The following is a 20,975-nucleotide window of genomic DNA, read 5'->3' as shown; positions in this document are numbered from 1 at the left end:
CGTCACTCACATACCGCGACCGCGCTGCCCCGGAGGAGACGGGAACATGTCTGCCTGCGTCCCTACCCGCAATGACCACTCGCCCCGCCGTTCCCGCCCGCCCCGCGCCTCGGGGGCCAAGCGGCCACACAGTCCACCGCCCGGTCGGGGACGTTTCCGCGTCTCGGGCGCCGACCTGTCCGCATCGATCACCGTCTTCCTGATCGCCGTACCCATGTCGCTCGGTCTCGCCGTGGCCATGGACGCACCCTTGGCCGCCGGACTCGTCTCGGCGGCGATCGGCGGCATCGTCGCCGGCCTGCTCGGCGGCACACCTCTTCAGGTGAGCGGGCCGTCCGCAGGGCTCACCGTCGTCACCGCGGAGCTGATCCAGATCTACGGCTGGCGCACCACGTGCGCCATCACGATCGGCGCCGGCCTGCTGCAGATCCTGCTGGGATCGCTGAGAGCCGCACGCAACGCGCTTGCCGTCAGCCCGGCGATCGTGCACGGGACACTTGCCGGTATCGGGGTAGCCATCGCACTCGCCCAGCTGCACATCGTGCTCGGCGAGGCACCACGAAGTTCGGCTCTCGACAATGCCCTCGCGCTCCCCGCGCACGTGGAGCACTTCAGTCCGGCAGGGCCCCTCGTCGGGGCGCTGACCATCACCCTCCTGGTGCTGTGGCCACGACTGCCCGGCCGCGTCGGAGGCGCGCTGCGCAGAATTCCCGCCGCACTCGCCGCCGTGTTCGTCGCGACGGCTGTGGCAGCTGTAGCGGCCCCCGGGATCGCCCGGGTGGACCTTCCTTCCTGGCGCTCTCACGCCCTGCCGGAAATGCCGCAGGGCCCGATGGCCGCCCTCGCCGCGGCTGTTCTGACCGTCACACTCGTGGCCAGCCTCGAATCCCTGCTCGCCGCGGTCTCCGTGGACAAGCTGGCTGCCGACCGGGCCGCGGCCCCGCCCAAGCCCGGCGGCAAGGCGGCGGCTCCCGTCAAGCGCTCGGACCTCGACAGGGAACTGCGCGCCCAGGGTGTCGCCAACGCACTGTCCGGACTCGCCGGCGGCCTGGCCGTGTCCGGTGGCGCCGTACGCAGTTCCGCCAACGTGCGAGCCGGCGCCGAGACGCGGGCGGCCACCGTGCTGCACGGCGTCTGGGTACTCCTCGCGGCCGTGCTGCTGGTCACGGCCCTCGAATGGATCCCTCTGGCAGCACTCGCCGCGCTGGTGATGGTGGTCGGCATCCAGATGGTCAGCTTCGCCCATATCCGCAAGGTTCACCGGCACCGCGAGTTCCTGGTCTACGGCGCCACCATCAGCGGTGTTCTCCTCGCCGGGGTGCTCGAAGGGGTGGCGATCGGCATCGTCGTGGCGGTGGCCGTCGCCCTCCACCGCCTGGCCCGTACGAGGATCACGGTGACGGAGCATGACGGCCGATACCTGGTGACCGCTCGCGGGCAGCTGACCTTCCTGGCCGTCCCGCGCCTCAGCCGCGTGCTCGGCCGGCTCCCCCAAGGAGTACACGCCGTGGTCGAGTTGGACGGCTTCTTCATGGACCACGCGGCCTACGAGACCATCCAGGACTGGTACGCGGCGCAGACCGCGATGGGGGGCCAGATCGAATTCACCGGGCGCTCGGGGGGCAGGATCGCCGAGCCTGCGTCCGCGGCCCATTCCTGCTGCCGCCCGTGGACGCCATGGCGTAACCATCACTGCCACGACCGCGTACACGAGACCGGGCCGGGCACCACCGACCACACTGCGCACACGGTCACGCCGACCGCCCCTGTGACGGTCTCCGCCTCCGCCGGCGAGCGGCAGGGCGGCCATCGACTGCTCAGCGGCCTCAGCTCGTTCCAGCGGACCACCGCGCCATTGGTCCGTGAGGAACTGGCCCGGCTGGCCGCCGAGGGGCAGCGGCCCTCCCAGCTGTTCCTCACCTGCGCCGACTCCCGTCTGGTCACCAGCATGATCACGGCAAGCGGCCCCGGCGATCTCTTCACCGTACGGAACGTCGGTAACCTCGTCCCCCCACCGGGCACCGGAGACGCCGGGGGCGACGACTCGGTGGCCGCCGCCATCGAGTACGCGGTGGACGTGCTCAAGGTCGAGTCGATCACCGTATGCGGCCACTCCGGATGCGGGGCCATGCAGGCCCTGCTGGGGGGCGCTCCGAAGACTCCCGGCACGCCGCTCTGGCGATGGCTGCGGCACGGGCTTCCGAGCTTGGAGCGCATGCGCTCCAAGCACCACTCCTGGGCGCGCATCGCCGGACGACTGCCGGCCGACGCGGTGGAGCAACTCTGTCTGACCAATGTGGTCCAGCAGCTGGAGCACCTCAGGGCCCACGAATCGGTGGCTCGCCGGCTCGCGGCAGGAACGCTGCAACTGCACGGCATGTACTTCCATGTCGGCGAGGCACAGGCCTACCTCCTGACCGAGGGCGCCAGTTCAGGGACCGGCCCGGACGAGGTGTTCGCCAGGGTCGCCCCAGGGGCCGTATGGAGTGCCGCTCCGAGCTCGGAGGCTCTGCACCCCACCGCCGACTCCCCCGTGAGCGCCTGAACCGCTCGCACACCCGGTCCGTGAGACCTTGTGGTCCCGCTTTCGCACCGCACTCCGCTGCCGGCGGAAGCGGGACCTCGACTCCGTAACACGAGAATAGGTCTAAACCAATTTCCGGCAGGCACTTGTCACCTGGCCTGTGGCCTGATGAGCTGTCCCCCGGGACACAACGGACACCCTGGGAATGGGAGATGTCGTGAGCAACGAAAGCCTGGCCAATCTGCTCAAGGAGGAGCGGCGGTTCACACCGCCTGCCGATCTGGCCGCGAACGCCAACGTGACCGTGGAGGCGTACGAGCAGGCCGAGGCGGACCGGCTGGGCTTCTGGGCCGAGCAGGCCCGACGCCTGACCTGGGCCACGGAGCCGACCGAGACACTCGACTGGAGCAACCCGCCCTTCGCGAAGTGGTTCGCCGACGGCAAGCTCAACGTCGCGTACAACTGCGTGGACCGCCACGTCGAGGCGGGGAACGGCGACCGGGTCGCCATCCACTTCGAGGGCGAGCCCGGCGACAGCCGTGCGATCACCTACGCCGAGCTGAAGGACGAGGTCTCCCGCGCGGCCAACGCCCTCACCGAACTCGGTGTCGGCAAGGGCGACCGGGTCGCCGTCTACCTGCCGATGATCCCGGAGGCAGCCGTAGCGATGCTGGCGTGCGCCCGGATCGGTGCCGCCCACTCGGTGGTCTTCGGCGGATTCTCCGCGGACGCCATCGCCGCCCGCATCCAGGACGCCGACGCCAAGGTCGTCATCACCTCGGACGGCGGCTACCGCCGGGGCAAGCCCTCCGCGCTGAAGCCCGCCGTGGACGACGCGGTCTCCCGAATCGACAGCGTCGAGCACGTCCTGGTGGTGCGGCGCACCGGCCAGGACACGGCGTGGACCGAGGGCCGGGACGTCTGGTGGCACGAGATCACGGCCAGGCAGTCGACCGAGCACACCCCCGAGGCCTTCGAGGCCGAACAGCCTCTCTTCATCCTCTACACCTCGGGGACCACGGGTAAGCCCAAGGGCATCCTGCACACCTCCGGTGGCTACCTGACCCAGGCGGCGTACACCCATCACGCGGTCTTCGACCTCAAGCCCGAGACCGACGTGTACTGGTGCACCGCCGACATCGGCTGGGTGACCGGGCACTCGTACATCGTCTACGGCCCCCTGGCCAACGGCGCGACCCAGGTGATGTACGAGGGCACCCCGGACACGCCCCACCAGGGCCGCTTCTGGGAGATCGTCCAGAAGTACGGCGTCACGATCCTCTACACCGCGCCGACCGCGATCCGTACGTTCATGAAGTGGGGAGACGACATCCCCGCCAAGTTCGATCTCTCGTCTCTGCGTGTCCTCGGTTCGGTCGGTGAGCCGATCAACCCCGAGGCCTGGATCTGGTACCGCAAGCACATCGGCGCCGACACGTGCCCCATCGTGGACACCTGGTGGCAGACCGAGACGGGCGCGATGATGATCTCTCCGCTGCCCGGCGTGACGGCGACCAAGCCGGGCTCAGCACAGCGGGCCCTGCCCGGGATCTCCGCCACCGTCGTCGACGACGAGGCCCGGGAGGTGCCGGACGGAGGGGGCGGCTACCTCGTCCTCACCGAGCCGTGGCCGTCGATGCTCCGCACCATCTGGGGCGACGACCAGCGTTTCATCGACACCTACTGGTCGCGCTTCGAGGGCAAGTACTTCGCCGGTGACGGCGCCAAGAAGGACGAGGACGGCGACATCTGGCTGCTCGGCCGGGTCGACGACGTCATGCTCGTCTCGGGGCACAACATCTCGACCACCGAGGTCGAGTCGGCCCTCGTGTCGCACCCGGCGGTCGCCGAGGCAGCCGTGGTCGGTGCCAACGACGAGACGACCGGGCAGGCCATCGTGGCCTTCGTGATACTGCGCGGCACCGCCACCGCCTCCGACGAGCTCGTCGCCGAGCTGCGCAACCACGTCGGCGCCACCCTCGGGCCCATCGCGAAGCCCAAGCGGGTCCTCCCGGTGGCCGAGCTGCCGAAGACCCGGTCCGGCAAGATCATGCGCCGCCTGTTGCGTGATGTCGCCGAGAACCGTGAGCTGGGCGATGTCACGACCCTCACCGACTCGTCGGTCATGGCCCTCATCCAGACGCAGCTGCCCGCCGCGTCCTCCGAGGACTGAGACGAGAGCGGCCACGGCACGGCTCCGAGGGGCATCCGGTACCACCGGGTGCCCCTCGGAGCGTCCGGTGAGGGACGTCCGCACGCCTCCGGGCAGGCGGCACCGGATCCGGATACCGTTTCGAGACCCCAGGTAGAGTGGTGGTTTCGTCGACGGAGCACGTCTGGCGAAGCACGTCGGCACGGGCACATCGCACATGGATCGCACGGGCGGACGTACTTCGGAGCGGTACGCACGCCGGCGCGGGCACGTGGGACGGCCCGTCACCACGGACAATCACACAGGACATCTCCACAGGGGCGCCGGGAAGTCTGGTCGGCATGTGACACCGCCATGCCACCACCACCGCAACCCGACCCGGAGGTCCCCCCGTGGCCACGCCCACACCCCCGTCCGACAACCGCGGCACCCTGTTCGGCCGGCTGCCCCTGCCCGAGCGGAACTACGTCGCCGAGGCGCTCCGCACCGAGACGGTCGGCGGCGTCATCCTGCTGGTGGCGGCCGTGGCCGCGCTGATCTGGGCGAACACCTTCGGCTCGAGCTATGAGGCCGTCAGCCACTTCCACTTCGGCCCCGAGGCGCTGGGGCTCGACCTCTCGGTGGCTCACTGGGCGGCCGACGGACTGCTCGCCGTCTTCTTCTTCGTGGCAGGCGTCGAACTCAAGCGTGAACTGGTCGCCGGCGAACTCCGCGATCCGCGGGCGGCGGCCCTGCCGGTCGCCGCAGCGCTCTGCGGCATGGCCGTACCCGCCGTCGTCTACATGCTGACCGCCATGGCGGGAGACGGCTCCACCAGCGGCTGGGCCGTCCCCACCGCCACCGACATCGCCTTCGCGCTCGCCGTGCTCGCGGTCATCGGCACCTCGCTGCCGGCTGCCCTGCGGGCCTTCCTGCTGACGCTCGCCGTCGTCGACGACCTCTTCGCCATCCTGATCATCGCCGTCTTCTTCACCGAGAACATCGATTTCCTGGCGCTCGGCGGTGCCTTCGCCGGCCTGGTCGTGTTCTACGTGCTGCTGCGCACGGGGGTGAAGGGGTGGTACGTGTACCTCCCGCTCGCGCTGGTCATCTGGGGTCTGATGTACAACAGCGGGGTCCACGCCACCATCGCCGGTGTCGCCATGGGACTCATGCTGCGCTGCACCAGGCGTGAGGGTGAGGCGCACTCGCCCGGCGAGCACATCGAGCACCTGGTACGCCCCCTGTCGGCGGGTGTCGCGGTTCCGCTGTTCGCACTCTTCTCGGCCGGTGTCACCCTCAAGGGCGATGCCCTGGCGGGTGTTTTCACCCAGCCCGAGACACTGGGAGTGGTTCTCGGCCTGGTGGCCGGCAAGACCATCGGTATCTTCGGCGGCACCTGGATCATCACCCGCTTCACCAAGGCCGAACTCAACAAGGACCTGGCCTGGGCGGACGTCTTCGCGGTGGCCACGCTGGCCGGTATCGGGTTCACCGTTTCCCTGCTCATCGGGGAGCTCGCCTTCGAGGGCGACGAGGACATGATCAACGAGGTCAAGGCCGCAGTCCTCGTCGGTTCCCTCATTGCCGCCGTACTCTCCGGTGTACTGCTCAAACTGCGGGTACGCAGATACAGGGCGCTGTACGCGGCCGAGGAACTCGACGCGGACGAATCAGGGGTTCCCGACATCTACGAGCAGGACGACCCGGAGTACCACCTGCGGATGGCAGCGATCCACGAGAAGAAGGCCGCCGAGCACCGCCGCCTTGCCGAACGGGCGGGGGCAGCGAGCAGCAAGCCGGACAGTCCGGCATGATCTGACATCGGATGTACGGAAGAGGAGAGGGAGTCAGGGATGAGCGACCCCGGCAACTACGCGGGCACCGGCACGTACGCGGGCAGCACCGACCGTAGTCTCGGACAGCTGTTCGCTACGGCGACCGCCGAGATGTCCGCCCTGGTACACGACGAGATCGCCCTGGCGAAGGCCGAGGTGCGTCAGGACGTGAAGCGCGGCGTGATCGGCAGCGTGGCGTTCATCGTCACGGGTGTACTGATCCTCTTCGCGATCCCCGTTCTGAGCTTCGCGGCGGCGTACGGCATCCACAACCTCGGGCTGGGTCTCGCCTGGTCGTTCCTGATCGTGGGGGGCGCGTTCATCCTGCTGGGCATCCTGCTGGCCCTGTTCGGACTGGCCAAGTTCAAGAAGGTCAAGCCGCCGGAGAAGTCCATCGCCTCGGCCAAGCAGACCGCAGCGGTCCTTCAGGGCGTCAAGCCGCACCCCCGCCCGGCCGTCACCACCGTCGCGATCGAGCGGGCCCAGGGCAGCTCGCTCACGGACAAGGCCATCGAGAACCGTCCTGTCCAGGACAAGGCGGTCTCTGTGACACGCTCGTCCACATGACCGACCCTGATTACAGCGCATCCGGCCCGGTAGGGCCGTTGGGACCGGCGGCCGGCTCCGGCGGCCCCGTCCGCCTGGACGGCCCCTGGACCCACCGCGATGTGGCGGCCAACGGCGCACGGTTCCACATCGCCGAGCTCGGCGACGGACCGCTGGTGCTGCTGTTGCACGGTTTCCCGCAGTTCTGGTGGACCTGGCGCCACCAGCTGACCGCCCTGGCGGACGCCGGATACCGCGCGGTCGCGATGGACCTCCGCGGGGTCGGCGGCAGTGACCGTACGCCCCGGGGGTACGACCCGGCCAACCTGGCACTCGACGTCACCGGCGTCATCCGCTCGCTCGGGGAGCCCGACGCCGCTCTGGTGGGGCACGACATGGGTGGGTACCTCGCCTGGACGGCCGCCGTGATGCGGCCGAAGCTGGTGCGGCGGCTCGTGGTGTCGTCGATGCCGCATCCGCGCCGCTGGCGTTCGTCCATGCTCTCCGACCTCGCACAGTCCCGGGCCGGCTCCCACATCTGGGGGTTCCAGCGGCCGTGGGTCCCGGAGCGGCAACTCGTCGCGGACGACGCCGCACTGGTGGGCCGGCTGATCCACGACTGGTCCGGGCCGCGTACCCCCGACTTCCCCGACGACAAGACCGTGGACGTCTACCGGCGCGCGATGTGCATCCCCTCGACGGCGCACTGCTCGATCGAGCCGTACCGGTGGATGGTCCGCTCGCTGGCCCGTCCGGACGGCGTCCAGTTCAACCGGCGGATGAAGCGGCCCGTGCGTGTGCCCACGCTGCATTTGCACGGATCGCTCGATCCGGCGATCCGGACGCGTAGTTCCGCGGGGTCGGGCGAGTACGTCGAGGCACCGTACCGGTGGCGACTTTTCGACGGTCTGGGCCACTTCCCCCATGAGGAGGATCCGGTCGGGTTCTCGACCGAACTCATCAACTGGCTCAAGGATCCTGAGCCGGATCGGTAGTCACGGGCACACATGTCCGACGAACAGCCAATTGCCTGCCGCATAAGCCAATTGGCTGACTCACACGCGATTACCGACCTTGGGTCACGGGCAGACGTCGGGGTATGGGCTGGACGCGCGACTTCAATGACGCAGCACGCAACCGCCGCTCGACCGCTCCTGCTGGTCCGAGCATTCACGAGGGGGGCGGCTCTCCGAGCCGGGTGCACGATGTGAGTGATTTCCATGAGCTGCGACTGGGCATTCCGCGCATCCTCCACCGAAGGGCCCGCTGGGTGTCGGCGCGGCTGCGTCATCCCCGCGGCTGATCCAGAGACCGCCCTACCGCACACCGCACACGAGACCCCGGGCTCCTGAGCCCGGGGTTCCCGGTGCGCCATCACGCCGACGGGACCGGGAAGCCACCTGAGCCCGAGGCCAGGCGGGTGCGATCCCGTGAGCCCTGCGGTACCCGGCCGCAGGACTCCTCGCCGCACGGGAGCGTGCGGAGCCGTCAGGCCGCCGCACGGGAGCGACAGGGCCGTCAGGCTCCGGCTCCCCGCGCGAGCGCGTTGCCGGTCGACCAGCGGGCCGGCCTCCCGGCAGAGCCCTCAGAGCGCGCAGCCCTGGCTGTCGACCTGCTGGACGCTGGACTTGCCGAGCTCGATGTCCTGCCGGATCTCGTCGGCCGTCAGGGCGTAGCCCGTGTCAGGGTCGTCGAGCGACTTCGCGAACACCACTCCGTACACCTTGCCGTCCGGGGTGAGCAGGGGCCCGCCGGAGTTGCCCTGGCGGACCGTCGCGTACAGCGAGTACACGTCACGCCGGACCGTACCCCGGTGGTAGATGTCCGGGCCGTTGGCATCGATGCGTCCGCGGATGCGCGCCGAGCGCACGTCGTAGGCGCCGTTCTCCGGGAACCCGGCGACGATGGCACTGTCACCGCTCTCCGCGTCGCTGTCCGTGTCGGTGAAGCGCAGCGGCCGGGCGTCGAGGTCCGGGACGTCCAGGACGGCGATGTCCCGCTGCCAGTCGTAGAGGACGACCTTGGCGTCGTACAGCCGGCCCTCGCCACCGATCTGGACGGTGGGTTCGTCGACGCCACCGACCACGTGGGCGTTGGTCATCACACGGCGGTCGGAGAAGACGAAACCGGTACCTTCGAGGACCTTGCCGCAGCCGGGCGCCATGCCGACGACCTTCACGATCGACTTCTTCGCGCGGGCGGCGACCGGGCTGCCGACCAGGGCCGGGTCAGGGGGCTCGACCTCGGTGATGGGCTCGTTGGCGAACGGGCTGAAGACCTGCGGGAAGCCGTTCTGGGCAAGGACCGAGGAGAAGTCCGTGAACCAGTTGGAGGCCTGATCGGGCATCACCCGGGAGACCCCGAGCAGCACCGAGGAGTTGCGGACCTCCTTGCCCAGCGTCGGGAGTGACGTACCCGCCAGCGCCGAGCCGATCAGCCAGGCGACCAGGAGCATGGCCACCACGTTGACCAGGGAGCCGCCGGTGGCGTCCAGGGCGCGCGCGGGTGACCACGTGATGTAGCGGCGCAGCCTGTTGCCGAGATGGGTGGTGAAGGCCTGACCCACGGAGGCGCACACGATCACGATCACGACCGCGACGATGGCGGCGGTCGAGGAGACTTCCGATCCGTCGGTCATCTGGTCCCAGATGACCGGCAGCAGGTAGACGGCCACGAGCCCGCCGCCCAGGAAGCCGATCACGGACAGGATGCCGACGACGAAGCCCTGGCGATAGCCGATGACCGCGAACCACACGGCGCCGACGAGCAGCAGGATGTCCAGCACGTTCACCGTCTATAGCCTCGCAGATTCGTCACCTGGCCCGTCCGGTTCGACGGGGTCCGGGCCAGGCCCGGAACAGCGCAGCACGGGAGTCAGCCTGTCATGCGCGCCAGTCGAGCGGCACCTGCCTGGTCCTGTCCCAGGGGCGTTCCCACCCCGCGTAGTGCACAATCCTGTCGATCACCCCGGCTGTGAATCCCCACACCAGAGCGGATTCGACCAGGAACGCGGGGCCTTGATGACCGCTGGGATGCACGGCGGTCGCGCGATTGGCCGGATCCGTGAGATCCGCCACGGGGGCGGTGAAGACCCGGGCGGTCTCGGCCGGGTCCACGACTCCCACCGGGCTCGGGGTGCGCCACCAGCCGAGGACGGGCGTGACCACGAAACCGCTCACCGGGATGTAGAGCCTGGGCAGGACCCCGAAGAGCTGCACACCGCTCGGATCGAGTCCCGTCTCCTCCTCGGCCTCCCGCAGGGCGGCTCGAAGCGGCCCCGTGGTGGCGTGGTCACCGTCCTCGGGGTCCAGTGAGCCTCCAGGGAAGGACGGCTGGCCGGGGTGGGAACGCAGGGAGCCGGCACGCTCCATCAGAAGCAGCTCAGGACCCCGCTCGCCCTCACCGAAGAGGATCAGGACGGCGGACTGGCGCCCCGCGCCGTTCTCCGGCGGCAGGAAGCGGCTCAGCTGCTGAGCTCTGACGGTCCGCGCCGCCCGGGCGACGGGCTCGAGCCAGGAGGGCAGGCCCTCGGCGGAGACGGTGAGCGCGGTGTCCTGCGGCGCGCTGCCTCCCGTGGTGGCCGCGTCGGCCGCGGCCCGTGTGCTCTGTGCGTGCGTCATGGGCACCCCCGTCGTTCCAACGCCTGTCGTCCGCCATTTCGTTCCGCCCGGCACCGTACGAGGGTCCGGATCACCCGTCCGGGAATCCCCGTGCCCCGCGACGGGCTCCCCACGCTGCGCGGAGGCCCGTGCCACGTGAGCCGACGCCGGCGGCGCACACCGGCCGCCGGCGCCGGGGACTCCTCCGCTCACCCGGCTCCCAGGGGCGGAGCGGGGCGGCCCGGATAGTCCGGGGGCGGGCTGAGGCGCTGCCCGGGATACCCGCCCATCTCGTACTTCAGGAGCTTCTTCGCCTTGTCCGGGTCGGTCTCCCCCTCCCCGTAGGCGGGGCAGAGCGAGGCGATCGGGCAGGCTCCGCAGGCGGGCTTACGGGAGTGGCAGATGCGGCGACCGTGGAAGACCACTCGGTGCGAGAGCATCGTCCACTCGCTCTTCGGGAAGATCGCGGCGACCTCCGCCTCGACCTTCTCCGGGTCCTCCTGCTCGGTCCACTTCCACCGGCGGACCAAGCGGCCGAAATGCGTGTCCACCGTGATGCCAGGCACCCCGAACGCGTTGCCGAGGACGACGTTGGCCGTCTTGCGGCCCACCCCGGGCAGCTTGACCAGGTCCGCGAGACGGCCCGGGACCTCCCCGCCGAAGTCGTCCCGCAGGGCGGCCGACAGCCCCATCAGGGAGCGTGCCTTGGCCCGGAAGAATCCGGTCGGCCGGATGATCTCCTCGAGCTTGTCGGGGACGGCGGCGGCCATGTCCTCCGGCGTCGGATACGCGGCGAAGAGAGCGGGGGTGGTCTGGTTGACCCTCAGGTCGGTGGTCTGGGCCGAGAGCACCGTGGCGACCAGGAGCTCGAAGGGATTACGGAAATCCAGCTCGGGGTGGGCGTACGGATAGACCTCGGCGAGCTCACGGTTGATCCGGCGGGCACGGCGCACCATCGCGAGATGCGACTCCGGCTTGGCTGCCTTGCCTGCCCCCGCACCACCCGAGCCGGACGCACCCTTTTTCCTACTTCGTACACCCTGTTCGCCCACGGCGGAATTCTTGTCTCCCGACACCCCATCAGCCCCCTTGGCCTGTGCTGTCACCGGCGTACCGGACACCCGGCCAGCCTAGAGCCAGGGGCTGACATCCGCCCCGGTCACCGCGCATCCACGCCCAATCGGCCCCCTGCCGTAGGGTCCGGCACGCCCGTGCGTCAAACTGGTTTGTGATCGATCGCACTGTTTTACCGTCCGGCATCATGGAAACCACGCTTCCCTGAACAGGCCGACAAGGAGAGAACTCGTGGACGACGTTCTGCGGCGCGCCCCGCTTTTCGCGGCGCTCGATGACGAGCAGGCCGCGGAGCTCCGCGCCTCGATGAGTGAGGTGACCCTCGCGCGCGGCGACGCGCTGTTCCACGAGGGCGACCCGGGTGACCGGCTGTACGTGGTCACCGAGGGGAAGGTGAAGCTCCACCGCACCTCCCCCGACGGGCGGGAGAACATGCTGGCCGTCCTCGGCCCCGGTGAGCTGATCGGTGAGCTGTCGCTCTTCGACCCGGGCCCTCGGACCGCCACCGCGACGGCGCTCACCGAGGTCAAGCTTCTCGGCCTCGGCCACGGAGACCTCCAGCCCTGGCTGAACGCCCGCCCCGAGGTGGCCACCGCGCTGCTGCGCGCCGTCGCCCGCAGGCTGCGCAAGACGAACGACCAGATGTCCGACCTGGTCTTCTCCGACGTTCCGGGCCGCGTCGCCCGTGCGCTCCTCGACCTGTCGCGCCGCTTCGGCGTGCAGTCGGAGGAGGGCATCCACGTCGTGCACGACCTGACCCAGGAGGAGCTGGCCCAGCTGGTCGGCGCCTCCCGCGAGACGGTCAACAAGGCGCTCGCCGACTTCGCGGGCCGCGGCTGGCTGCGTCTCGAGGCGCGCGCCGTGATCCTGCTGGACGTGGAGCGGCTGGCGAAGCGGTCCCGCTGACGCCTCCGCCGCGCGCACGGCGTCCGGGACAGCCGGAACCGGCCCTCGCCCGAAAGAGCGCGCGAAGACAGCCGCACAGACGTGGAAGGGCCCCCACCGGGGGCCCTTCCCGCATCTGCGCGGCCGGATCAGATCAGGCCGTGCTCGGTGAGGTACTCCATCTGGGCGCGCACCGACAGCTCCGCGGCCGGCCACAGGGAACGGTCCACGTCTGCGTACACCGCGGCGACGACCTCGGCCGGTGTCCCGTGGCCCGCCTCCACAGCTGTCTCGACCTGTGCCAGCCGGCTGGCACGGTGGGCCAGGTAGAACTCGACCGCGCCCTGTGCGTCCTCCAGGACCGGCCCGTGCCCCGGGAGCACCGTGTGCACCCCGTCGTCGACGGTCAGCGAGCGCAGCCGCCGCAGGGTGTCCAGGTAGTCGCCGAGCCGTCCGTCCGGGTGCGCGACCACGGTCGTGCCGCGCCCCAGGATCGTGTCGCCGGTCAGCACCGCACCGTCGGCGGGCAGGTGGAAGGAGAGCGAGTCGGCGGTGTGCCCGGGGGTGGGCACGACCCGGAGCTCGAGTCCACCCGTGGTGATCACGTCGCCGGCCGCCAGCCCTTCCTCCCCCAGCCGCAGGGCGGGATCCAGGGCACGCACGTTCGTGCGCGTGAGCCCGGCGAAGCGGGAGGCCCCCTCGGCGTGGTCGGGGTGGCCGTGCGTCAGCAGGGTGAGGGCGACGCGCCTGCCCGCCCGCTCCACGGTGTCGACGACGGCGCGCAGATGTATGTCGTCGAGCGGCCCGGGGTCGATCACGACGGCCAGCTCGGAGTCCGGTTCCGCGACGATCCAGGTGTTCGTGCCGTCGAGGGTCATCGCCGAGGCGTTGGGCGCCAGGACGTTGACCGTGCGTGCGGTGGCCGGCCCGGAGAGGACGCCGCCACGGGGCTGGCCCGGCAGTGCGGCCGCGTCGCTCATGCGGGGTCACCGTCCGTTCCGCCCCCGGCGGGGGCAGGACCGCCCGCCGGTACGTGCTTGGTGAACTCCTCGTGCCCCGGCCAGGTCAGCACCAGCTCCTCACCCTCCATGCGGGCCTCTGCCAGCACAGGAGCCAGGTTCTGGGAATCAGCCGCCTTCAGTGCCTCCCCGGCCGTCCCGTACGGCCTCAGGGCCCGCAGGGTGGCGACGGTGGGCGGCATCATCAGCAGCTCACCGCGGTCGTAGCCGTCGGCAGCGTCTCCCGGGCGGATCCAGACGGTCCGGTCGGCCTCGGTGGAGGCGTTCCGGGTGCGCTGGCCTTCGGGGAGGGCGGCCACGAAGAACCAGGTGTCGTAACGTCGCGGTTCGAACGCCGGGGTGATCCAGCGGGCCCACGCCGCCAGCAGGTCCGAGCGCAGTACGAGTCCCCGGCGTTCCAGGAACCCGGCGAAGGACAGCTCCCGGGCGACGAGGGCCTTACGGTCGGCCTCCCAGTCGTCGCCCGTGGTGTCGCTCACCACGGTGTCGGCGGTCGGCCCGGCCAGCAGGACGCCCGCTTCCTCGTACGTCTCACGGACCGCCGCGCAGACCACGGCCTGTGCCTCGGCCGCGGTGTCCACGCCGAGGCGCGCGGCCCAGCTCTCCAGGGAGGGACCCGCCCACCCCACGAGGTGGTCGTCGTCACGCGGATCGACCCCGCCACCCGGATAGGCGTACGCGCCCCCGGCAAACGCCATGGAGGTGCGCCGGCGCAGCATGTGGACGGCGGGACCCGTGGTTCCGGCCTCCGGCGGGTCGTCCCGGAGCAGCATCACCGTGGCCGCTCTCCTGGGGACCACGGCCGTCAGCTCGCCGCTGGCGAGGGCCCTGATCCGGGCGGGCCATTCCGGTGGGTACCACTGACCGTTGGACATGGCCGGAGGCTATCCGGAACCGCGCCGATGTTCGAGGGGCCTCGGACACGGATGTCTTCCCCGTACATGCAGTCCGCCGCGTGCCCGCGCGGCCTCCGGTCCGCGCAGTCGGCCGGCTGCCGGCACGGCCCCGCACACGCGTGATCCCGCCCGGTCGCGGGACCGGGCGGGATCAGAGAGGTGTGGGATCAGAGGGGTGCGGGCTCAGGCGTCGACGAGCTCGACCTGGACCTCGACCTCCACCGGGGCGTCCAGCGGCAGCACCGCGACGCCCACGGCGCTGCGGGCGTGCACGCCCTTGTCGCCCAGGACGGCGCCGAGCAGCTCGCTCGCGCCGTTGATCACGCCCGGCTGCCCGGTGAAGTCGGCGGCGGAGGCGACGAAGCCCACGACCTTCACGACACGGGCGATCCGGTCGAGGTCGCCCGCGACCGACTTCACGGCCGCCAGGGCGTTCAGCGCGCAGGTCTTCGCCAGCTCCTTGGCCTCGTCCGGCGTCACCTCGGCGCCGACCTTGCCGGTCACCGCGAGCTTGCCGTCCACCATCGGGAGCTGGCCGGAGGTGTAGACGTACACCCCTGACCGCACGGCCGGCTGGTAGGAGGCCAGCGGCGGTACGACGTCCGGAAGCGTCAGGCCGAGTTCGGCGAGCTTCGCCTCGACGGCGCCGGCCACTACGGCTTCTCCCGCTTCAGGTAGGCCACGAGCTGCTCGGGGTTGTTCGGGCCGGGAACGACCTGGACCAGCTCCCAGCCGTCCTCGCCCCAGGTGTCCAGAATCTGCTTGGTCGCGTGCACGAGAAGGGGCACGGTCGCGTATTCCCACTTGGTCATGAGCCGACTGTAATGCCTGGCACAGGCGGCCTCGTGCGTAGCCTGCCTGCCGACTGGTTAGGCTCGAAGACGTGAGCAGGTTCCAGGTCGTCAGCGGCAAGGGCGGGACCGGTAAGACCACGGTCGCCGCCGCACTCGCGCTCGCCCTCGCGACCGAGGGCAGGCGCACCCTCCTCGTCGAGGTCGAGGGCAGACAGGGCATCGCCCAGCTCTTCGAGTCGGAGGCACTCCCCTACGAGGAACGCAGGATCGCGGTGGCGCCGGGCGGTGGCGAGGTCCACGCCCTGGCCATCGACGCCGAGCGCGCGCTCCTGGACTACCTCCAGATGTTCTACAAACTCGGCAGCGCCGGCCGGGCGCTGAAGAAGCTCGGCGCCATCGACTTCGCCACCACCATCGCGCCCGGCGTACGCGACGTCCTGCTGACCGGCAAGGCCTGCGAGGCCGTGCGGCGCAAGGACAAGCAGGGCAGGTTCGTCTACGACTACGTGATCATGGACGCGCCCCCCACCGGCCGGATCACCCGCTTCCTCAACGTGAACGACGAGGTGGCGGGCCTGGCGAGGATCGGGCCGATACACAATCAGGCACAGGCCGTCATGCGGGTCCTGAAGTCCCCCGAGACCGCCGTCCACCTGGTGACCCTCCTGGAGGAGATGCCCGTCCAGGAGACGGCCGACGGCATCGCGGAACTGCGGGCCGCCGAGCTCCCCGTGGGCCGGATCGTGGTCAACATGGTGCGGCCCCATCTGCTGGACGAGGACGCGCTGCGCACGGCGTCGGGAAACCGCCGCAAGGAGCTCGCGAAGACGCTCACCCGGGCGGGCGTGACCGGGTCCGCGGGGCTGGTGCGACCGCTGCTGGAACAGGCGGCCGAGCACGCCCAGCGGGTCGGCCTGGAGCGTGAGCAGCGCGCGGTGCTGGCCGGGCTGGGGCTGCCCACGGCCGAGCTCCCGCTGATGGGCGAGGGGGTGAGCCTGGCCGCTCTGTACGAGCTGGCGGAGGAGTTCCGTAAGCAGGGTGTGGGCGACGAGACCGCGGACGAGGCGGGGCGGACGCCCCGGGGCCGTGGCGCCGGACGAGGGGTGGGGTCATGACGCTGGGCACGGAGATCGCACCGGGGCTGGACACGGACGCGCTCCTGGACGACCCGGAGATCCGTATCGTCGTGTGCTGCGGCTCCGGTGGGGTGGGCAAGACCACGACCGCCGCGGCGCTCGGCGTGCGGGCGGCCGAGCGTGGGCGCAAGGTCGTCGTCCTCACCATCGACCCGGCCCGCCGGCTCGCCCAGTCCATGGGCATCGACCGGCTCGACAACGTGCCACGCCGGGTCGACGGCATCGCGGGCGACGGCGAACTGCACGCCATGATGCTCGACATGAAGCGCACCTTCGACGAGACGGTCGAGGCGCACACGGACGCCGAGCGGGCCCGGGCGATCCTGGAGAACCCCTTCTACCAGTCGCTGTCGGCCGGCTTCGCGGGCACGCAGGAATACATGGCGATGGAGAAGCTCGGGCAGCTGAGGGCGCGGGACGAGTGGGACCTGATCATCGTCGACACACCGCCGTCCCGGTCCGCGCTGGACTTCCTGGACGCGCCGAAACGTCTCGGCTCCTTCCTGGACGGGAAGTTCATCCGGGTGCTGATCGCCCCGGCGAAGATCGGCGGACGGGCCGGGATGAAGTTCCTGAACGTCGGCATGTCGATGATGACCGGCACGCTCGGCAAGCTGCTCGGCGGGCAGTTCCTGCGCGACGTACAGACCTTCGTCGCGGCGATGGACTCCATGTTCGGCGGATTCCGTACCCGGGCCGACGCGACGTACAAGCTGCTCCAGGCTCCTGGGACGGCCTTCCTCGTCGTGGCGACGCCGGAGCGGGACGCCCTGCGCGAGGCCGCCTACTTCGTGGAACGCCTGGCCGCCGAGGAGATGCCGCTGGCGGGCCTGGTCCTCAACCGGGTGCACGGCAGCGAGGCCTCACGGCTCTCGGCGGAGCGGGCGCTCACGGCCGCAGAAAATCTTGAGGGCATCGGCATTGTGGATCAGGCGGCCGGGAAAGCTGGCCTTGGTGACCCGGCTGACCCGGTGGCCGCCACCTCTCCCGAAGCCCCGGAGTCACCGTTCTCCCCCGAAGAGAGCAACGAGCCGCCCCTGCACGACCACGAGCCGCACGACCACGAGCCTCACCGGCACGAGCCGCCGCTGAACGACCCGACCTCGGGCTCCCGGACATCGCGCACCCCCGAACCGCGTGGCCGGAAGTCGCCTGACCCGTCCGAGTCATCCACCCACACGGAAGCAGACAGGCACGACACCTCAGCCACCGATGCCGTCACCGTCGACCAGCTGGCCGCCGGACTGCTGCGGCTGCACGCCGAACGGATGCAGGTCGTCGCGCGCGAGCAGCACACGCGTGAGCGCTTCACCACGCTGCACCCCGAGGTACCCGTGACCGAGGTGGCCGCACTGCCCGGCGACGTCCACGACCTCTCCGGCCTCAGGGCCGTCGGGGAACGGCTCGCGACCGGTTCAGTTCCGGTTTGAGCTGGTCCGCCCGCCGGTCTCCCGTCACCGGCAGTCCCACGGGCCACGCCCCCGGGGGCCTCACCCCACGGCGGCGAACGTCTCGTGCAGGTCGTCGTCGCGCAGTCCGTCGTCGTGCAGATCGTCGTCCAGCCCGACCGCTGCGGGCAGCAGGCCCGCGGACCGCTCGTACTCACTGCGCGCGGTATCCAGCAGGCGGCGCCAGGACGTGACGGTCGGCCGGCGGCGCAGCAGTGCGCGGCGCTCCCGCTCCGTCATTCCGCCCCACACGCCGAACTCGACGCGGTTGTCCAGCGCGTCGGCCAGGCACTCGGTCCGCACCGGGCATCCGGTGCACACCGCCTTGGCCCTGTTCTGCGCTGCCCCTTGTACGAACAGTTCATCCGGATCGGTAGTGCGGCAGGCTGCCTGCGCACTCCAGTCGGTTACCCAGCCCATCCCGGCGCCGTCCTCTCCCGAATCGAGGCTCCCCCACGGCGGCAGAGGCATATTCACCGCTGCCAGTTGAGGACGTTACGGAAGGTGGCGACAGCACAACACCCCCTTCGGGCCCAATCTTGAATGGCCCGAACGGACTATGCGTGCGCAGGAGATCACCCAGAGGAGTGACGTAAGGACATGCGCGACTATCCCGAGAGAATCGGGACAGGATACCCAAGTCGTAACGGACATTCAGCGACACGTCAGGCGAATTCGGGAGCGCCTTGATGTCTGGCTGGATTCCGTTCGGACCGCGCAGGGGGCTTGCTACAAAATCGGACTGCTGTGACAGTTGAGAGCAGCTTAGGCCAAGGCCTGTACGCGTGTCCGGCGAATGAGAACGTAGGCTGCCCCCATGCCAAAGAAGCGCTCAGGCGGGGGTCTGACGACGACCCAGCAGGCCGCCAAGTTCCTCGGTGTCGCCGCACTCTCCGGAGCTGTACTGGCAGGCATCGCGCTGCCGGCCGCCGGCGCACTGGGGCTCGCGGCCAAGGGGACGGTCGAGGGATTCGACGAGATCCCTTCCAACCTGAAGACCCCGCCGCTGAGCCAGCGGACCACGATCCTGGACAGCGAGGGCGGCGCGATCGCCACCGTGTACTCGCGTGACCGCACCGTCGTCCCGCTCAAGGACATCTCCCCGTACATGCAGGACGCGATCATCGCGATCGAGGACTCGCGCTTCTACGAGCACGGCGCAGTGGACCTCAAGGGCATCCTGCGCGCGATGAACCGCAACGTGCAGGAGGGCGGCGCCGCTCAGGGTGCCTCCACTCTCACCCAGCAGTACGTGAAGAACGTCTTCGTCGAGGAGGCGGGCGACGACCCCGACAAGGTTGCCGAGGCCACGCAGCAGACCCTGGGCCGCAAGGTCCGGGAGCTGAAGTACGCGATCCAGGTCGAGGAAGAGCTCGGCAAGAAGAAGATCCTGGAGAACTACCTCAACATCACGTTCTTCGGGCAGCAGGCGTACGGCGTCGAAGCCGCGTCGCAGCGCTACTTCTCCAAGCACGCCAAGGACCTGAAGCTGGAGGAGGCGGCCATGCTGGCCGGCCTCGTCCAGTCACCGACCCGCTACGACCCGGTCAACGACGCGGAAGAGGCGACCAAGCGCCGCAACACCGTGCTCCAGCGGATGGCGGCCGTCGGCAGCATCTCGCAGGACGAGGCCGACAAGGCCATCGCCTCCCCCATCGCGCTGAAGGTCCGCAAGCCCAGGAACGGCTGCATCACCGCCGTCAGCGGCGCCGGCTTCTTCTGCGACTACGTCCGCAAGACCATCCTCACGGACCCGGCCTTCGGGAAGACCGAGGAGGAGCGCTCCAAGCTCTGGAACCTCGGCGGTCTCACGATCAGGACCACGCTGTCGCCGCGCGCGCAGCAGGCGGCCGACGAGGCCGCGACGTCGAGGGTCTACAAGGACGACAAGGTCGCCGCCTCGGTCGTCCAGGTCGAGCCCGGCACAGGCAAGATCCTCTCGATGGGACAGTCCCGGCCCTACGGACTGGACCAGAAGAAGCACGAGACGATGATCAACCTCGCCGTCAGCAACAAGATGGGCGGCAGCACCTACGGCTTCCAGGTCGGCTCCACCTTCAAGCCCATCACCGCCGCCGCGGCCCTGGAGAAGGGCATCAGCCCCGCCCAGAGCTACGCCACGGACTGGAAGATCTCGCTTCCGCTGAACTCCTTCCGCACCTGCGCGGGAGCTCCGACCGGCAGCTCCAACTGGGACCTGCAGAACGAGATGGAGTCCGAGAAGGGCAGCTGGGACATGACCAGCGCCCTCGGCAAGTCCATCAACACCTACTTCGCCAAGCTGGAGCAGAAGACGGGTCTCTGCGAGACGGTCGAGATGGCGAAGAAGGTCGGCTACGAGCGGGGCGACGGCAAGGAGATCGAGGAGAACGCCTCGATCACCCTCGGCGGTGAGGTCAGCACCCCGCTCTCGATGGCCTCGGTGTACGCCGCGTTCGCCAACCGGGGGACTTACTGCTCGCCCATCGCCATCGAGTCGATCACCGACGCCGACGACAAGAAGATCGGCGTGCCGAAGACCAAGTGCTCCCGCGCGATGAGCGAGACCACGGCCGACACGCTCAGCCAGATGCTCAAGGGCGTGGTCGAGGACGGTACCGGCACGCTGGCCGGCCTCACCGACCGGGACAACGCGGGCAAGACCGGTACGACGAACGACCGTCTCGACGCCTGGTTCGTCGGCTACACCCCGAACCTCTCCACCGCGGTCTGGGTCGGTGACGACGTCGGCGAGAAGACCACCAAGATGTACGACATCACCATCGGTGGCCAGTACTACGACAAGGTCTGCGGTGGCTGTCTGCCCGGCCCCATCTGGAAGACCGCGATGACCGGGGCGCTGAACGCCTCGGAGACCCCCTCCTTCAACCCGATCGCGGTGCCCCGCGCCAAGGAGAAGGAGAAGGACCCGGGGCGCGGCGAGGGCCGCGGCGGGGACACCGGTGACGACGACGGCGGCAAGCCCGGCGCCGACCCCATCGGCGGCATCACCCTGCCGCCGGGCATCATCGGCGGGAACGACGGCGGCGGGCGCGGTGGCAACGGCCCCTGAGCCCTCGCTCCGCCCGGCGAGGTCATGAAACAG

General features: G+C 70.1%; 18 protein-coding genes. 10 read left to right on the top strand and 8 right to left on the bottom strand.

All coding sequences use genetic code 11. From position 1 onward, the window contains the following. Nucleotides 1-46 precede the first annotated feature (46 nt). From ACFY8O_RS31000 to ACFY8O_RS30975, 6 genes are all read left to right on the top strand, one after another. Nucleotides 47-2,545, top strand: coding sequence for a SulP family inorganic anion transporter (locus ACFY8O_RS31000; protein ID WP_387908268.1), 2,499 nt, complete (start codon nucleotides 47-49; stop codon nucleotides 2,543-2,545). Between the two features lie 184 nt (nucleotides 2,546-2,729). Continuing rightward, on the top strand, nucleotides 2,730-4,697 hold the full coding sequence (gene acs / locus ACFY8O_RS30995; protein WP_387908264.1) for an acetate--CoA ligase: 1,968 nt from the start codon (nucleotides 2,730-2,732) through the stop codon (nucleotides 4,695-4,697). A gap of 371 nt (nucleotides 4,698-5,068) precedes the next feature. Beyond that, nucleotides 5,069-6,472, top strand: coding sequence for a Na+/H+ antiporter NhaA (nhaA, locus tag ACFY8O_RS30990; RefSeq protein WP_387908261.1), 1,404 nt, complete (start codon nucleotides 5,069-5,071; stop codon nucleotides 6,470-6,472). A gap of 39 nt (nucleotides 6,473-6,511) precedes the next feature. Then, on the top strand, nucleotides 6,512-7,060 hold the full coding sequence (locus tag ACFY8O_RS30985) for a phage holin family protein (RefSeq protein ID WP_387908258.1): 549 nt from the start codon (nucleotides 6,512-6,514) through the stop codon (nucleotides 7,058-7,060). Next, nucleotides 7,057-8,034, top strand: a complete 978-nt coding sequence (locus ACFY8O_RS30980; RefSeq protein ID WP_387908256.1) for an alpha/beta fold hydrolase — start codon at nucleotides 7,057-7,059, stop codon at nucleotides 8,032-8,034. Before ACFY8O_RS30985 ends, ACFY8O_RS30980 begins: the two co-directional genes overlap by 4 nt. 104 nt (nucleotides 8,035-8,138) lie before the next feature. Next, on the top strand, nucleotides 8,139-8,342 hold the full coding sequence (locus ACFY8O_RS30975; RefSeq protein ID WP_145809480.1) for a hypothetical protein: 204 nt from the start codon (nucleotides 8,139-8,141) through the stop codon (nucleotides 8,340-8,342). Nucleotides 8,343-8,624: 282 nt separating this feature from the next. On the opposite strand, the gene ACFY8O_RS30970 is transcribed toward ACFY8O_RS30975, so the two are convergent. From ACFY8O_RS30970 to nth, 3 genes are all read right to left on the bottom strand, one after another. Next, a complete protein-coding gene (locus tag ACFY8O_RS30970; protein WP_145809479.1) occupies nucleotides 8,625-9,830 on the bottom strand; it encodes a MarP family serine protease in 1,206 nt (401 codons plus the stop codon). Between the two features lie 91 nt (nucleotides 9,831-9,921). After that, nucleotides 9,922-10,659: an NUDIX hydrolase gene (locus ACFY8O_RS30965; RefSeq protein ID WP_387908251.1), complete on the bottom strand. Its 738-nt coding sequence runs from the start codon at nucleotides 10,657-10,659 to the stop codon at nucleotides 9,922-9,924. Between the two features lie 188 nt (nucleotides 10,660-10,847). After that, on the bottom strand, nucleotides 10,848-11,690 hold the full coding sequence (gene nth / locus ACFY8O_RS30960) for an endonuclease III (RefSeq protein ID WP_387908249.1): 843 nt from the start codon (nucleotides 11,688-11,690) through the stop codon (nucleotides 10,848-10,850). Nucleotides 11,691-11,943: 253 nt separating this feature from the next. Here nth and ACFY8O_RS30955 point away from each other — a divergent pair, with 253 nt between their 5' ends. Further along, nucleotides 11,944-12,618 carry a Crp/Fnr family transcriptional regulator gene (locus ACFY8O_RS30955; RefSeq protein ID WP_014046869.1) on the top strand — a complete coding sequence of 225 codons (675 nt, stop codon included), beginning with the start codon at nucleotides 11,944-11,946 and terminating at the stop codon, nucleotides 12,616-12,618. A gap of 128 nt (nucleotides 12,619-12,746) precedes the next feature. Here ACFY8O_RS30955 and ACFY8O_RS30950 read toward each other — a convergent pair whose 3' ends face one another. The 4 genes from ACFY8O_RS30950 to ACFY8O_RS30935 form a co-directional block, all read right to left on the bottom strand. Beyond that, nucleotides 12,747-13,577 carry an MBL fold metallo-hydrolase gene (locus ACFY8O_RS30950; protein ID WP_387908245.1) on the bottom strand — a complete coding sequence of 277 codons (831 nt, stop codon included), beginning with the start codon at nucleotides 13,575-13,577 and terminating at the stop codon, nucleotides 12,747-12,749. Continuing rightward, a complete protein-coding gene (locus tag ACFY8O_RS30945; RefSeq protein ID WP_387908242.1) occupies nucleotides 13,574-14,491 on the bottom strand; it encodes an NUDIX hydrolase in 918 nt (305 codons plus the stop codon). Before ACFY8O_RS30945 ends, ACFY8O_RS30950 begins: the two co-directional genes overlap by 4 nt. A 204-nt stretch (nucleotides 14,492-14,695) precedes the next feature. Continuing rightward, the gene (locus ACFY8O_RS30940; protein ID WP_145809474.1) at nucleotides 14,696-15,166 is read right to left on the bottom strand and encodes a RidA family protein; all 471 of its coding nucleotides are present in this window, start codon (nucleotides 15,164-15,166) and stop codon (nucleotides 14,696-14,698) included. Further along, nucleotides 15,166-15,324 carry a DUF4177 domain-containing protein gene (locus ACFY8O_RS30935; RefSeq protein WP_019992579.1) on the bottom strand — a complete coding sequence of 53 codons (159 nt, stop codon included), beginning with the start codon at nucleotides 15,322-15,324 and terminating at the stop codon, nucleotides 15,166-15,168. The genes ACFY8O_RS30940 and ACFY8O_RS30935 overlap by 1 nt, the downstream gene beginning before the upstream one ends. Before the next feature lie 71 nt (nucleotides 15,325-15,395). Between ACFY8O_RS30935 and ACFY8O_RS30930 the strand changes: the two genes are divergently transcribed. Together ACFY8O_RS30930 and ACFY8O_RS30925 are read left to right on the top strand one after the other, a co-directional pair. Then, on the top strand, nucleotides 15,396-16,421 hold the full coding sequence (locus tag ACFY8O_RS30930; protein WP_387908239.1) for an ArsA family ATPase: 1,026 nt from the start codon (nucleotides 15,396-15,398) through the stop codon (nucleotides 16,419-16,421). Further along, on the top strand, nucleotides 16,418-17,872 hold the full coding sequence (locus ACFY8O_RS30925) for an ArsA family ATPase (RefSeq protein ID WP_387908236.1): 1,455 nt from the start codon (nucleotides 16,418-16,420) through the stop codon (nucleotides 17,870-17,872). Before ACFY8O_RS30930 ends, ACFY8O_RS30925 begins: the two co-directional genes overlap by 4 nt. 60 nt (nucleotides 17,873-17,932) lie before the next feature. On the opposite strand, the gene ACFY8O_RS30920 is transcribed toward ACFY8O_RS30925, so the two are convergent. After that, on the bottom strand, nucleotides 17,933-18,310 hold the full coding sequence (locus ACFY8O_RS30920) for a WhiB family transcriptional regulator (RefSeq protein WP_387908233.1): 378 nt from the start codon (nucleotides 18,308-18,310) through the stop codon (nucleotides 17,933-17,935). Nucleotides 18,311-18,707: 397 nt separating this feature from the next. Between ACFY8O_RS30920 and ACFY8O_RS30915 the strand changes: the two genes are divergently transcribed. Next, nucleotides 18,708-20,942: a transglycosylase domain-containing protein gene (locus ACFY8O_RS30915; RefSeq protein ID WP_145809471.1), complete on the top strand. Its 2,235-nt coding sequence runs from the start codon at nucleotides 18,708-18,710 to the stop codon at nucleotides 20,940-20,942. Nucleotides 20,943-20,975 lie beyond the last annotated feature (33 nt).

Source organism: Streptomyces argenteolus, from assembly GCF_042902585.1.
GTDB lineage: Bacteria > Actinomycetota > Actinomycetes > Streptomycetales > Streptomycetaceae > Streptomyces > Streptomyces argenteolus.
Note: the sequence above shows the minus strand (reverse complement) of the source record. Positions and strands in the feature narration are given on the sequence as shown.

Coding starts and splice junctions, on each gene's coding strand:
- ACFY8O_RS31000 (WP_387908268.1), top strand. CDS start 47: ATGTCTGCCTGCGTCCCTACCCGCAATGACCACTCGCCCCGCCGTTCC.
- acs (WP_387908264.1), top strand. CDS start 2,730: ATGGGAGATGTCGTGAGCAACGAAAGCCTGGCCAATCTGCTCAAGGAG.
- ACFY8O_RS30985 (WP_387908258.1), top strand. CDS start 6,512: ATGAGCGACCCCGGCAACTACGCGGGCACCGGCACGTACGCGGGCAGC.
- ACFY8O_RS30980 (WP_387908256.1), top strand. CDS start 7,057: ATGACCGACCCTGATTACAGCGCATCCGGCCCGGTAGGGCCGTTGGGA.
- ACFY8O_RS30975 (WP_145809480.1), top strand. CDS start 8,139: ATGGGCTGGACGCGCGACTTCAATGACGCAGCACGCAACCGCCGCTCG.
- ACFY8O_RS30965 (WP_387908251.1), bottom strand. CDS start 10,659: ATGACGCACGCACAGAGCACACGGGCCGCGGCCGACGCGGCCACCACG.
- ACFY8O_RS30950 (WP_387908245.1), bottom strand. CDS start 13,577: ATGAGCGACGCGGCCGCACTGCCGGGCCAGCCCCGTGGCGGCGTCCTC.
- ACFY8O_RS30945 (WP_387908242.1), bottom strand. CDS start 14,491: ATGTCCAACGGTCAGTGGTACCCACCGGAATGGCCCGCCCGGATCAGG.
- ACFY8O_RS30935 (WP_019992579.1), bottom strand. CDS start 15,324: ATGACCAAGTGGGAATACGCGACCGTGCCCCTTCTCGTGCACGCGACC.
- ACFY8O_RS30925 (WP_387908236.1), top strand. CDS start 16,418: ATGACGCTGGGCACGGAGATCGCACCGGGGCTGGACACGGACGCGCTC.
- ACFY8O_RS30920 (WP_387908233.1), bottom strand. CDS start 18,310: ATGGGCTGGGTAACCGACTGGAGTGCGCAGGCAGCCTGCCGCACTACC.
- ACFY8O_RS30915 (WP_145809471.1), top strand. CDS start 18,708: ATGCCAAAGAAGCGCTCAGGCGGGGGTCTGACGACGACCCAGCAGGCC.